The sequence below is a fragment of the Bacillus cereus group sp. TH152-1LC genome (assembly GCF_027710505.1).
GTDB classification, from domain to species: domain Bacteria; phylum Bacillota; class Bacilli; order Bacillales; family Bacillaceae_G; genus Bacillus_A; species Bacillus_A mobilis.
This window is the reverse complement of the sequence record NZ_JAQFNK010000001.1, coordinates 1,053,076-1,066,635: the sequence shown is the minus strand read 5'-3', so window position 1 is coordinate 1,066,635 and position 13,560 is coordinate 1,053,076. Positions and strand designations below refer to the sequence as shown.

Genomic DNA, 13,560 nt, shown 5'->3' with positions numbered 1-13,560 from the left:
CAATAACATAAGATGTTTTTAAATAGGAAAACTTATTTAAATATAGCAAACTAGCAAAGTTGAACAATAACATAAGATGTTTTTAAATTTAGTTTTTTAATTAAATTGTGAATAAAACCCTTGAACAATAACATAAGATGTTAAAGAAATCCCGTTTCTTACAAATAAGAAACGGGATTTTTTTATCTTCTATTCGAAAGCACTTGCAAATACAACTAAAAATTTGTAATATAAGGAAACGAAGTAATTACAAAGTAATTACGTTTTAAATAAAATACTAACGAAGGAGAAAAAAGATGCTCGTACATGAATTAAGTGTCACAGCCTTTTTACAACAAGACATGCATCATTTGGAAACAAGGCAGCACATCGGTTTTTTCTTGAATTGTTGTATGGAAGAAGATAAATGGCTTTGTAATTTACATACATCTCGTAAATACAAACATTATGTTTTTAACAATCTATATCCAATAGAATCAGATGGGACATACAAAAAAGGCAGAGTGTATTTGTTTCGTATTCGAACTACGAATCAAACATTTGCCGAAAAAATGAAACGCATCTTGAGAAAAGGAAATCATCATTTTCAAGTTTTAGCTGTAGAACTAAAGGTTATTAAAACACCGATGATTGAGGAATTAACAACTATCACACCGATTATTGTAACGGTTGACGGAAAGCCTTGGCTGTCTAAAAACCATAGCTTGATGGTGTTACAAAATAAAATCGAAGCAAATGGAATCAAAAAATACAAAGATTTTACTGGGAAAGATATCCCAAGAGACCACAACTTCATCAAAATGATTCATTTAGGAAACAGAGTACCAATTGCAACTCATTACAAAGGCATTAAATTATTAGGTCATAAAATGACTATCAAAATAAACGAAGATGCACTCTCCCAAGAAATTGGACAACTTCTTTTAGGTTCAGGCATTGGAGAGAAGAACTCTAGCATCGGTGCCGGATATTGTTATGCAAAATACTTCTAAAGGTGGTGTGAACTCGTGATAAAGGATTTAATCCAACAGTATCAAAAACTAGAGGAACGAATACCCACGTTACCGCTAGATGTATATACCTTATCCGAAGGTATATATATGACGTTATCCATTGATAAAAGCATTGAAGAACAAAAACAAGATGTTTTAGATAGCATTCTGGTTATCAATCAAAAACGAGAAGCAATTCGTAATCCTAATCTTGTTGATTCGTACAAGAAATTAGATGCTTGCAGCAGTATTTTGAATAACGACTCTAACAAAGTAATAGATATACCAGCTAGAGTTATCTGGAGCGCGAATCCGTTTACGCTTTTCATGAAAATTGAATCGTTTAACGAACTCAAACAGCTTCCTACGTACAAAAGCACTTTGACGGATGAACATCTAATTATACATACGAATCAATTCTTAAATAGATTGGATAGCCCGTCTATTACTGAGAAGATGATAAGTATGTTTCCTTTTGTGAAAAAGAATGATGCAAAATTAGTAATCGCAAGAGAAACATTCCCGGAACTTATGAGTTATATAGATTCAGACGAAAGAGAGTCATTGTATCAACGCACAAAAGAATTTTATTCTCAAAATATAACAAAGATACGAGAATTCTTTCGTGAGCTTCCGGAAGATATCGTTAAACATGTAAAACCCAAAAGTGCTTATATTAAGTTGTTTCTAGATGTCCCTATGGAGTATTACGAAAAGGAATATGACTTGTACATCTATCCAAGAATTTTTTCCAAAAATCAGTTCAATATGATGGCGGATGGTGAATTAAAAGGCATTCCCGCAATTGATTTCACGGTAAATGACAACAAACCGTATCAGTTTCATTTGTCAAAGGAACAAAAAGTAACAAATCTTGTTTCCGTACAAGAAGCTATAGCACAAAAAGACGTTTACAAATGGCTAGAATCACAAGGAAAGATGAGACCAATCTTTATAAAAGAAGAAGATTCATCAAGTACAAAAATTGTGAAACTAGATAAAAATGGAACGATTGATTTCTATGAAAATATTCCTTTTAGTACAAGCAACACAATAAAGGGTTTTAAATTCGAGAATCACCTTGCAAGTTTTAACGTTGACGCATATCCCGCTATCCTGGATAAACAGCAATTATTAAAAGTTATTAGCAAATACCTATTTAATGGGTTTTTACATGAAAACTTCCTAGATTCTGAACCAAATACAAAACCAAACGTGTTTACAGCCGTCATGAAAGACGAGTTCATGATGAATAAAAAAGCATTGTTTGATTTCTTGGAAACTGGAACTACAATCACAATTCGTCCGGTTGCTCAAAAAATGGTGTTCCAATTGATAAGAGAAAAAATTCGTATGGCTGAAGGATTGAAACTTGCAGGTGTGCGTAATGCTTATAACTTTGGAATGTCACTATTGCTGTATCTAAACATTGAAGGAGTGAAAGAATTGAGTTACTTGTTTAAAGATTCTTATCAAAATGTGAAAGAAAAAGTCAAAGAGGAACACGAAAACCCATCAATCGAAAACGACAAGGAATTTTATATATTAGCTGGTCAATTAGCTTACTACTTAATGTATCAAAGTAAAGCGAAACATCGTTCAATCGGTATGTTTGAGGAAATTGTAAATGTAAATAATGGCGCTAACATTAAAACAAAACTACGAGAATTACTTAAACATTATAGTCATGCAATTTCTATAAATAACTTCAAATTATTAAAAGCAACAAATATACTACTTGACTATGAAATTGAAGGAAGAATGTCAAACATTGATTCAGAAGCACTTTTGTATGGTATCACAAGTGAAAACTTTTTCTTAGAGAAGAAATCTAAAGAAGAAAATGATTCAGAAGATAGAAAAACGGAGGATGACGAACAATGACAAAAATGAATAATCGCGCATATGGAATTATCGGTGTAAAGGCAGAAATGGCAAATTGGAATGCTGATTTTACAGGAAAGCCAAAATCTATGGCAAACGGAACACATTTTGGCTCTGATAAAGCATTAAAATATCCAATTAGACAGTTTTGGAAAAACGAGGGTCATAATGTGCTCTATATAAAATCAATAGTAAAAGGAAAAAAAGATACATTACAAGTAGCAGACTTAAAAGAAAGATATGAATCTCTTTTTGGAGAAGCTCCTGTGAATGTGCAAAAAACATTAGAAAATATCTTCCAATGTGTAGATGTACTAAACTTCGGAGGAACATTTGCTACTAAAGAGGTAAATATAGGGGTTACAGGACCTGTTCAATTTGTAGACGGATTAAACGTATTCTTGAATACAGAAGTAGGAACGCAAGATATTTTATCTCCATTCCGAAATACAAACAATGAAGATGCAGACAGAGGAACAATCGGAAAGAAAATATTTGCAGACAGAATGCATTATATCTATCCTTTCTCCGTAAATCCGAATAACGTAAAAGAATGGGAAGGTCTAATTGAAGGATTCGAAGGCTACACAGTAGAAGCATACGAAGCATTCAAACTAGGTGCTCGTTTAGGACCTTTAGCATTAAATACAAACACAAAGGCTGGCTGCTTCGTAGAATTTGCATTATTTGTGGAACTCGAAGACGAATCAAAAGCATTATTACCAAACTTGAATAAATATGTCGATGTTACTTTTGAAGGTGAAAAAGCGATATATAACCTTGCTAACCTAGCTAACCTTCTAAGTGATGTGAAAGATGCTGTGAAAACAGTAGAAATCTACTACAACCCTCTGAATGTAGAAGTAGAAACAGCAAAATTAGATGCTTTAGATATAGATGTACAATACCTTCAGGTGTTTACAGGAAGTAAATTAAAATAGGGTGGAGGGTTCAACATGAAAGGAATTGCATTTGAACTAAAAGGCGATTTCGCTTTTTTTAAAAAACCCGATGTGAATCAAGAAAACTATTTCACATATAGTCATATTCACAAGGTAGCGTTAACAGGCATATTAGGAGCAATCATCGGATTAGATGGTTATTCTCAAGCAAAACGAAACAACTCAGGGGAAGAACGAATCTTCCCTGAGTTTTATCAAAAATTAAAAGACTTACGTATCAGCATTGTTCCGCATGGTGACAGAGGCTATTTCTCTCGTAAAATTCAAACATTTACGAATACAACTGGATTTGCGAATAAGGGCAGCAACTTGATTGTAAAAGAACAATGGTTAGAAAATCCCCATTGGACAATTTATTTGATTCCTTCTGATGAAATGGAAGAAGGATTGTTTGATACTTTAGCTGATTATCTAATCAATAAGAAAGCGGAGTTCATTCCGTACCTAGGCAAAAACGACCACTATGCTTCTATAATCAATCCTAGATGGGTAAATATTTCTGAAGTGGAGGAAGTATCTTATATTCAATCTCTGTTTCCGTTGAGTGAAGAAATAGAATTTGATACTGAAGAGGATACATTCGATGAAGAAGATGATTTCTTTTTCCGAGAAAATATGCCTACTTCTTTACAGGAACAAACGATTTTATATAATTTAGAACCACTTGTATACACCAATATGTATATGGAAAATATAGAGTTTGAACACATGTATGAGACGGAAGATAAGGTCTTAGTATTTATATAAGGGAACAGAGGAGGGGCAAATGCCTCTCTTTTTTATAGAAAGGACGACAAACATGCAGAATATATCACACTATATAACCGAGCAAAACATCCTTGCCCATACAAAAACAGATAAAGTGGAAACGTTAGAAGAACATTCCGATTTAACAATCTATTTTTTACATGAATTGATGGTGAAAAATAAGTTACAAGATACGCTTCATCGAATTGTAGATGAAATGCATTACGGAAAAGAACAATCATTAAACGATACTGTAAAAGATTTTGTCATCATGCTATTTAAGCAAGCGGTATACCTGCACGATTTAGGAAAAATTAATCCTATATTCCAACAAAAAACGATGAAAAATCCATTACCATTTCAACCATCATATAAGTATTCGGACACGAATCATTCCTTGTTATCGAGTCTATTGTATTTAGATATTTTCATACCTCAAATAGAAAGTGGATTCAAAGATGTAAAGACAAAAGGATTCTTGCGTCGTGTCGTCTTCACATTCTCTTATATTATCTCTAGGCATCATACTCACTTGGAAAATATGGGGGAAGTAAATGGTACAAACGATGGAATGGAAAAGTATTTGATGAAATTACAGGATTTACACGAAAAAATCACAGATGAGGAATGTCCATATGTTGATTTCTATAAAGAAAAAGAACGATTAAAGTCATTTTCTTTTAAGAAGTTAACAAAGGTGGATGCAAGTAAACGGAATATATCAGAATTTGAATTTTATTTACTTTCAAAATTACTTTTCTCAGCAATAGTCCATTGCGATTTCAAGGCTACTTATGCCTTCTTTAAAGGTGAGAAACCTAACTCTTACTATTTGAACCAAAAAGACACTAAAGCTTTGTTAAACAAGTACCAGAGCATCCCTATCTATAAAGGGATAAAAGCATATTCTAAAGATGATACATTTTTCAAAAATGCGCCTATTAACGCACTCCGCTCTGATATTTTCCTAGAGGTAGAACGAGAAATAAAGACGAATAGTCAGGAACAACTATTTTATTTAGAAGCACCTACCGGAAGCGGGAAAACTAACAATGCAATCCATTTATCATTGCAGTTATTAGACTCTCATCAAGGTCTAAACAAGATTCTATACGTATTTCCATTCAATGCGCTTATCGAGCAAACAAAAGACACTTTAAACAATGTATTCGGCAAAGAAATTGGAGATACGTATCGTATGCAGGTCGTGAATTCTGTCACACCAATTGTTCAAGTAAATGAAACCAAAGATGAAAATGACAAAGAAACAAAGGACCAAGAAGAAGACATTGATTACAAAGAAGAATTGCTCCGAAAGCAAATGTTGTTATATCCAGTTACACTTACGTCCCATGTAAATCTGTTTAATAGTTTTTTTGGAATTGGAAGAGAATCTAATCTGTCATTCGTGCAGCTTTGCAACAGTGTTATTGTTTTGGATGAAATTCAAGGATATAAAAACTCAATTTGGGCTGAAATTATTACGTTTTTCTATAAAATCAGCAAACTAATGAATATTAAAATTGTACTAATGTCAGCAACAATTCCTGATTTGAATTTCTTACTAGATTTACAAGAAAAGGCTGTTGTTCCAAGAGTAAATCTTCTACCGAATGCCAAAAAATATTACTTGAATAAGCTATTTAAAAATCGAGTAGAGTTGGATTTTTCGTTGTTAAAGGATAATACCTTCTCTTTGGATAAATTGCAGAACATTATAAGTGATATTCAAGAAAAAGAAGGACCGAAACGAATCTTGATAGAGTGCATCAGTACGAAAACGGCAAGAGAGTTGTTTAATAAAATGAAAGAGAATCATACAAAAGAAGGGAGGATTATTGTAGAACTAACGGGATATGACAGCTCTAGTTATCGGAAAAAGGTTCTGTCTATTATCAATGAGAAAGATGAAAACGGAATTTTCATAAACAAAGATGTCGTCGTCATAGCAACACAAGTAATAGAAGCTGGCGTGGACATTGATATGGACATAGGGCTCAAAGATATATCTATCCTGGATGCGGAAGAACAGTTTTGTGGTCGTATTAATCGTTCTAGTTTGCGAGCTGGGAAGGTTTTTTTCTTTCATATTGATGAAGCTGACGTGGTTTATAAGGGAGATTGGCGCTTAGAACAGGATTTAAATCATCCTGACGTACAAAAGATGTTGATAGGAAAGGAATTTGGACGCTTCTATGAGTTGCCGTTACAGAGAATGAAAGAACATAAACTACGCTATCACAAGCAAAACTTTGAAAACTTTACTAACGATGTAAAGCACTTAAATTTCAAAGAAGTAGCAAAACGAATGAAATTAATTGATGACGACAGTATTACACTGTTTTTAAATTATGAATTTCACGATGAAGAATCGAAAAAGTCAATTAAAGGTGCTACGGTATGGGAAGATTATAAGGATTTATTTTATAATGAAAAAATGCCGTTCGAAGAGAAACAAATCAAACTATCAAGATTAGCAGCGAAAATGAATTTGTTTACTTTCTCTATTCGAACACATCCAAACAACAAAGAAATTCCTTGTTCAGAATCTATCGGTTCTATCTATTACATTGAAGATGGAGAGCAATTTATGATAGTAGATGAGGTCACAGGATACAAGAAATTCGATTTTGAAAAATATCGTAATGACATGAAGAATTAAGCGCTTGATATCCCCTAATGATTTTTAATAAATATAGATATACCAATGATTCTTTGGTATTTATAAAAAATAAAATCATAGTGGATGAGTGCGTGAAAGTTGATATTACAGCAACTCTTGTTTATACTAAAAGTAGAAATTGTGGGTTTTAGTAATGGCTTGAAAAATAGCTAAAGGTAGTTTGTAAATCCCTAGCTTGTAGAACGGCAGTAGAAAATTTGAACAATAACACAAGGTGTTTTTAAAAAGCCATTCTCTTTGAAAATCATTTGGAAAAACAATAAGTAATACATCGCCATCTTGTATGTAGCTAGTGTTCTTTACACAAGTCTCGAATGAAGGCATCGAACCTTTTTTTTATTCCTTCCATTATCTTATTATCCCATTTAGATTGATTCAATATGTGCTCCTATCATATATAATTTTTAATAGAAATTATATATGATAGGAGCGTTTTTTATAGCGAGTTACAATTATAGCTTAGATAATGAAATAAGTGATTGATTTTATTTTCTTCTTATTTTTAAAAATAATGGTAAAATATCTGTGCGCAATTGAAAGAAAACAAAAATAATGCGTATAATGGAGGTAAAATGTTTGGGTAGAAAAGGGAATAGTAGAAAACGTACAAGTTATTCAAATGTTGAAAGAAAAAACAAAGACTCCGGACAAAAAATATTGTTTACTGATGTAAAAGGCGGAGAACGATTGCTTGAATATTTCGGTTTACATTATGCTCCTGTTTTGAAGCCAGGTCCACAAGAATTCCCAAAAAGGAAAGAATGGGATTCACCAGCAGAAAGAACCATTGATAATTGTTTTTTTCTTGAGGATGGTTCAATCTTGCATTTGGAGTATCAAGTGAAATATTTAATAAAAGACTTGAAGCGATGGTATGATTACGACAAACGACTAATTGAAGCGTTTGGAGTAAAAGTTTACACATGTGTTATTTATATTGAAGATTATCCGTTGGAAAAAAGGGAAACATCTTTAGATTATGGAACTATGAAATATAAATTTGATGCAATTTTCCTACCAGATTTAGATGGACGAGAATTATTAAAGCAAATTAAGGGAAAAATTTACACTAATAAGGAAATAACTAAGGCAGAAGAAATTGCATTAACTTATATTCCTTATATGAACAACGGAAACATTCCAGTCGAAGATGTAACAAAAGAAGTTGTTGAAGTTGTTACATCTTCGACTGATGAAGAAACTGCAAAAAAAATAGCAGCAAACATTGTTTATTTTATCGCTAACGCAATTGACGGAGATGCATTAAATAAAGTTTTGGAGGTGCTTGGAAAAATGAAAGTTAGTAGAGAAGAAGTTCAATCGATTGTAGAAAAAAAACGGGTAAAAATGATGGTGAAGAGCATGCTTGATAATGAAGATTTAAAAAAATTAGGACCTAAAACGATGAGACAATTCGTTGAGAAAACGATTCGAGACGGCGGATTTAATCCGGAAGAGATTCTCTCAGAAATTAAAAAAGAGACAGAAGGGAAAGTGAAATTGTAAAAAAGAGTGGATTTCCACTCTTTTTTTGTTTATTAATTTCTTGGGGAGACCAGAAATATTAACTCCCGCTTCGAAAAATATAATATGGAATAAAGAAGGGGATAGAGGTATTCATTATACTGATGACAAATATAAATAATAATGAGAAGATACATAAAAATATTTAAATATTCGTTTGTCGCATAAATCATTGAAAGTATTGTTTTAATCACTATAATAAACAACATTAAATATAGAAGGGGCACAGAACATGAATAATCACCTGAGCGAAGAGGAACAGGATAAAGAATTTGAAATGCTGCGCAAAGAATATAATATACCCGAATTTATTACAGTTTTAGATGCAACTATTATACTTGGCATATCGGCTAAAGAAGTTCGCAAAAAATGCACGGAAAAGGAAATAAAGGCACAACAAAGATTTGGAAATAGTGGAAAGTGGTACATTGAAACAAAACAATTTATGAATCATGAAAATTGGGATATGTTTGTTGAAAAGAGCAGAGAAACAAAAGAAAAATCTATTCGTTTTGCACAGAAAATGATAGAGCTATTGAACGATGATGATAGTTATAATAAAAGTTGAGAAGGGCTTATCAAAAATTTGATGAGTCTTTTTTTGTTTTATTAAATATTACTCATTATCTGCTGTTGTTATACAAAGACCTTTTTTCTTACATCGATAGTTTGTAGAGGGATAATTTTTATTGCGGTGAATGTTCCACAGTTCATAACGAAATCGTTACATAACAGACATATCTAAATGCCTTCTTTTGATTATATTTCTAACAAATTTGCAGAATTCTGTATAGAATGTATATGTTAAATTGAAAAGGTGGTAGATAATATTATGTCAGTTCAATTAAATGCTCTTAAAAATTGCGATGTTATTGATATGAACATTAAAAAAATATATTTTGCAGACAATTGGTATCCATATAGCGACGAAAAATTTGAAGAACCAGAATTAATTATTTATGGGAACCTCAATATTCTTCTTAACGTCGCAAGTAACGCATATGCTAAAGAGGATGATTTTAAATTCATTTTTTTTAAGTATAAACAAAAATATAAGGTTGATTTCCGCTTTACTTACAATCTAATTGCTACTGAAAATAGTGTTGAATTAAAACTAAATATAGAGAAATCACTAATGTATTCTAATGGAAAGAATGAACTGGATATAAAAATTGATTTCGATGCTACAGATAGTGATTTAATTTATAAAGAGGCTTTTGAAGAGTATGAAAAAGAATCAAATAGAATAAAAAGTGAAAAAAACATCCCAAATATCATAAGAGATTTGAAAACAACATTGCTGGGTTATAACAAACGTATGGATGATTATAAAAAAGAAGCAAATGAACTTGAAAATAAGATAAATACGTTTGATGAAGATATAAAAAAAATAGTTGAATCGGAATATGACGAGAAACATAAGGGTCAAATCTTGCACCCTAACGCAGTCTTAATGATAAAAGAAAAGATAGAGAATGAATTAAGAAAAAATATGAATAAAAATTTAAAAACAATGAAAAGAAAGTTTAATAAATTAAGTAAATCCTACGTCCCAAACAATAACGATAATATAATTAGTACAGAAAACAAAATAGCGCATTATGAAAAAAAACTTGAACAACTAAGAACTGATGAAGAATACAATGAATATTTGCAACCCATTAAAGTTGCATCATGTCAAAAATACGCAGAGAAAATGGCTCAGATTACTCCTGTTTTTGAAAATATAAATAAATATATTTTATTAGAATTAGAAAATAGAGAATTTGAAATTTTGTTAACCGATGATTGGAATTACAAAGGGAATTTTGTTCACACAAACGATTTGACTTTATTACCTAATGAATAATGCAAATAGGTGTCCGGTGTCCTTATGCATACCTATTTGCATCATTGTAATAAACCTTTAAATTTGCCCTTAATGAATTTACTGGTCATTCTTTCAATATTTACGTTTAAACATAAAATAAAAACCACCCTTATTACATATTAAGTGTGGTTTTTGTCATTATAGTTATGAGAGTTTATTTTACTTCTTATCTTTAATAAGACTATTGAATTCAAGTTCTTTGAATTTTTTATTCATCTTTTCTTGTTCAATATTTACTTTTAAACTATCTAATGTAACTTCTTGCAGCTGTTCCATATCACATTTAATAGTAGCCAACTTTTTAGACATAAATGCCATGTCTTTTCCTTCTTTTAAATTCTTTAACGGAGAACGTTTAATCCCTAATTCTTTAAAGAATTCTTTTGCTGTTTTTTCATCGTTATTCTCTATGTATTCATATATATTTTCAATTGTTTTGAATTCATTCAATAACGGATAAATAGCTTTTTCTCCTACACCGCTTACTCCAGGAATAAAGTCTGATTTATCACCTTCAACAGCCTTTAAATCAATGATTTGAATAGGACTAAGTCCTTTATAATAGAATGGGAAAGTTTCCGGAGTAAATTCAAAATAATTAGAAGGAACATTGTATGCGCCTTTTGGCAAGTCCCCAAAGAACTCACTTATTTTATCTTTCGCCGTAGATGTATTTAACCAAACGCGAGTATTTTCTGATACAAGCTGAAGGGCATCTTGGTCTTTAGTCATAATGAAAACAGGTACTTCAGTTTCGAATTTTGTAGATAATGAACCAATTATATCATCGGCTTCGAAACCTTCATAACGGAATTGTGCGATTCCCATAGCATCCAATACATCTCTCATAACCGGAAACTGTGAACGTAATTCATCAGCGGTATCGCCGCGATGACTTTTATATTCAGGGAAAATTTTACGTCTAAATGTATCTCTATTTACATCCCATGCTACTGCCATGTATTCTGGATTTTGTTCTTTAAATACTTTTAATAGTATTTTTGTCATACCCAATACAGCATTAGTATATTGACCGGTTGACGTTTTCATCATTTTCTCTCTTACTTTGTCTTTATCACCTTTATACCAAGCAGCAGAATCCATAGAGCCAAAGAAAGAAGAGCTTAGCAAACTATTTCCATCTATAAGAATTAATCGTTTCGTTTTGTTCATTTAATTAAACCTCTTTTCTATTTCTAAAACATCACTTAACTATGTTACCGTAAATTTGTGTTTATTTGTGAAAAAATTAATATTTTAATAGTATTTTTTTCACAAATAATTAACTAGTCTATATTTCTTTGAACATAAAAGGGAGATTTTCCGGATTAAATAAATGGGAATAAATAATTTCTTGTTTTAAAGTGAAATTATGGTAAAGTTTGAAAGGGATTTGAATAAAAAGGGGATAGGTATATGAAAAAACAAAAGATTTTATGGGCAACACTCATTGTACTTTCTTTTGTTTTGTTGTTTGATTATGTATCTGTATATAAATATCATAATCACTCAAGAGAATTCAATGAAAAAGTTAAGAAAAACGACCTAGATTTAATTAGAGAAGAACACTATATTATTCTTAAATCTAATATGAAAGATGAAACAGTTATTTTTGTTGGTACACCTAACAGTTACAATAATTTAATAAAACCAAATAGTGGTGTACAAATAGAGAAAATAGGTTGGTTTGAGTATTTCTTTGGACCTATTAGAAAATCTATAGTAGATAAAATGACTACAGGATTTTAAAAGATGAATGTCCTGTTTATAAGGTATTAAATTAAAAAGCCACGATGACGTGGTTTTTTTAAACTGAGTAGGCTTTTATTTTATTCTCTCTTGAATTTCTCGTAATTCATCTAACGATATTTCATATTGTGTAATCTTTTCATCCTTAAAATAAACAATAGCAGAATTTTTACCAACAAATATTTTATGTAAAATACCATTATATTTGATTTCAATATCGCCTTTTTGATTTGGATTTATGTCTCTTTTTACAGCTATCTCATTTTTTTTCGAAATCATTTCCAATACATTCTCAGAAATCACCTTAGGTTCTCCGTTTACTGTAACTTTTACATTATCATTTGAACACCCAGCCAAGAATAGATTAATCATAATTATAAAACTTATAAATACTTTCCCCATAACTTTATCACCCGATATTATGATACATGTTTTTTTTGAAATGTCATTTATATGGATGAAGAAATGTAATTTTGTGTTAATTTAAATATCATTAAAATAACTTTTCGAGTTGTTTTCATTCTAAACATTTCTTTGAATAACTATCTTTCCATCGCTGCAAACCGGTTACTATATGCTTTGTTCAAGAGAATATATTTTTGGATTATGTAAGTAAGAAAACTTAGTTTATACATATCAAGATAAATAGTCTTTTTTATTTTATTTCTCTTTGAATTTTTTGTAATTCATCTAACGATATTTCATACTGTTTAATTTCTCTATCATTAAAATAAACAATAGCAGAATCTCCTACAATAAATATTTCATGTAGAATGCCATTGTGCTCAATTTTGATATCAGCTATTTCAGTTGCAGGTACTGAGCTTTTTACAGGTAATCTATTTTTTAAAGAAACTAATCTCAATGCACTTTCTGAAATTACTTTTGATTTGCCATTTACTTTAACCTGTACGTCATTATATGAACATCCAGTTAACAACACACTAATCATAACTATAAAATTTATAAATATTTTTCCCATAATGTTCTCACCTCATAGGCTATGATACATGTTTTTTAAGACATGTTATTTGTTTTTAGGGAAAAGTTTTTGTGAACAGCATAAAAGGGATTAATTATATAGGACACAAAATAGGTAACAAATAAAAAAAGAACACGAAGACTTGAATTTCATGTTCTTTTTTCTAT

General features: G+C 31.0%; 12 protein-coding genes. 9 read left to right on the top strand and 3 right to left on the bottom strand.

Translation table 11 applies throughout. The annotated features are described in order from the left end of the window. Positions 1-296: 296 nt before the first annotated feature. The 8 genes from cas6 to PDL00_RS05885 all read left to right on the top strand — a co-directional run bounded on the left by cas6 (position 297) and on the right by PDL00_RS05885 (position 10,641). On the top strand, positions 297-992 hold the full coding sequence (gene cas6, locus PDL00_RS05920; protein ID WP_270727468.1) for a CRISPR-associated endoribonuclease Cas6: 696 nt from the start codon (positions 297-299) through the stop codon (positions 990-992). A 15-nt stretch (positions 993-1,007) separates the two neighbouring features. Then, positions 1,008-2,876 (top strand): hypothetical protein, encoded by a 1,869-nt coding sequence (locus tag PDL00_RS05915; protein ID WP_270727466.1) that lies wholly within the window; start codon positions 1,008-1,010, stop codon positions 2,874-2,876. Then, complete coding sequence (locus PDL00_RS05910; protein ID WP_270727463.1) at positions 2,873-3,817, top strand: type I CRISPR-associated protein Cas7; 945 nt, start codon at positions 2,873-2,875, stop codon at positions 3,815-3,817. The genes PDL00_RS05915 and PDL00_RS05910 overlap by 4 nt, the downstream gene beginning before the upstream one ends. Before the next feature lie 15 nt (positions 3,818-3,832). After that, positions 3,833-4,585, top strand: a complete 753-nt coding sequence (gene cas5b / locus PDL00_RS05905) for a type I-B CRISPR-associated protein Cas5b (RefSeq protein ID WP_270727462.1) — start codon at positions 3,833-3,835, stop codon at positions 4,583-4,585. Positions 4,586-4,637: 52 nt separating this feature from the next. Beyond that, positions 4,638-7,247: a CRISPR-associated helicase Cas3' gene (cas3, locus tag PDL00_RS05900; RefSeq protein WP_270727460.1), complete on the top strand. Its 2,610-nt coding sequence runs from the start codon at positions 4,638-4,640 to the stop codon at positions 7,245-7,247. A gap of 597 nt (positions 7,248-7,844) precedes the next feature. Next, positions 7,845-8,774, top strand: coding sequence for a hypothetical protein (locus tag PDL00_RS05895; protein ID WP_270727457.1), 930 nt, complete (start codon positions 7,845-7,847; stop codon positions 8,772-8,774). Positions 8,775-9,024: 250 nt separating this feature from the next. Continuing rightward, a complete protein-coding gene (locus PDL00_RS05890) occupies positions 9,025-9,360 on the top strand; it encodes a hypothetical protein (RefSeq protein WP_270727456.1) in 336 nt (111 codons plus the stop codon). Between the two features lie 264 nt (positions 9,361-9,624). Continuing rightward, complete coding sequence (locus tag PDL00_RS05885; RefSeq protein ID WP_270727454.1) at positions 9,625-10,641, top strand: hypothetical protein; 1,017 nt, start codon at positions 9,625-9,627, stop codon at positions 10,639-10,641. 180 nt (positions 10,642-10,821) lie between these two features. Here the strand turns inward: PDL00_RS05885 and PDL00_RS05880 are convergent, their stop codons facing one another. Then, entirely contained in the window at positions 10,822-11,835 is a 1,014-nt protein-coding gene (locus tag PDL00_RS05880) for a 5'-3' exonuclease (RefSeq protein ID WP_270727452.1), read from the bottom strand. A 243-nt stretch (positions 11,836-12,078) separates the two neighbouring features. Between PDL00_RS05880 and PDL00_RS05875 the strand changes: the two genes are divergently transcribed. Continuing rightward, on the top strand, positions 12,079-12,411 hold the full coding sequence (locus PDL00_RS05875) for a hypothetical protein (RefSeq protein WP_270727449.1): 333 nt from the start codon (positions 12,079-12,081) through the stop codon (positions 12,409-12,411). A gap of 75 nt (positions 12,412-12,486) precedes the next feature. Here PDL00_RS05875 and PDL00_RS05870 read toward each other — a convergent pair whose 3' ends face one another. Together PDL00_RS05870 and PDL00_RS05865 are read right to left on the bottom strand one after the other, a co-directional pair. Beyond that, positions 12,487-12,813, bottom strand: coding sequence for a hypothetical protein (locus tag PDL00_RS05870; RefSeq protein ID WP_270727446.1), 327 nt, complete (start codon positions 12,811-12,813; stop codon positions 12,487-12,489). Between the two features lie 253 nt (positions 12,814-13,066). Beyond that, the gene (locus tag PDL00_RS05865) at positions 13,067-13,393 is read right to left on the bottom strand and encodes a hypothetical protein (RefSeq protein WP_270727444.1); all 327 of its coding nucleotides are present in this window, start codon (positions 13,391-13,393) and stop codon (positions 13,067-13,069) included. Positions 13,394-13,560: the final 167 nt, after the last annotated feature.

What these genes read in the sequence shown, in the direction of transcription:
- PDL00_RS05885 (WP_270727454.1), top strand. Translation starts at nt 9,625, where the DNA reads ATGTCAGTTCAATTAAATGCTCTTAAAAATTGCGATGTTATTGATATG.
- PDL00_RS05890 (WP_270727456.1), top strand. Translation starts at nt 9,025, where the DNA reads ATGAATAATCACCTGAGCGAAGAGGAACAGGATAAAGAATTTGAAATG.
- cas6 (WP_270727468.1), top strand. Translation starts at nt 297, where the DNA reads ATGCTCGTACATGAATTAAGTGTCACAGCCTTTTTACAACAAGACATG.
- cas5b (WP_270727462.1), top strand. Translation starts at nt 3,833, where the DNA reads ATGAAAGGAATTGCATTTGAACTAAAAGGCGATTTCGCTTTTTTTAAA.
- PDL00_RS05870 (WP_270727446.1), bottom strand. Translation starts at nt 12,813, where the DNA reads ATGGGGAAAGTATTTATAAGTTTTATAATTATGATTAATCTATTCTTG.
- PDL00_RS05910 (WP_270727463.1), top strand. Translation starts at nt 2,873, where the DNA reads ATGACAAAAATGAATAATCGCGCATATGGAATTATCGGTGTAAAGGCA.
- PDL00_RS05880 (WP_270727452.1), bottom strand. Translation starts at nt 11,835, where the DNA reads ATGAACAAAACGAAACGATTAATTCTTATAGATGGAAATAGTTTGCTA.
- PDL00_RS05875 (WP_270727449.1), top strand. Translation starts at nt 12,079, where the DNA reads ATGAAAAAACAAAAGATTTTATGGGCAACACTCATTGTACTTTCTTTT.
- PDL00_RS05865 (WP_270727444.1), bottom strand. Translation starts at nt 13,393, where the DNA reads ATGGGAAAAATATTTATAAATTTTATAGTTATGATTAGTGTGTTGTTA.
- cas3 (WP_270727460.1), top strand. Translation starts at nt 4,638, where the DNA reads ATGCAGAATATATCACACTATATAACCGAGCAAAACATCCTTGCCCAT.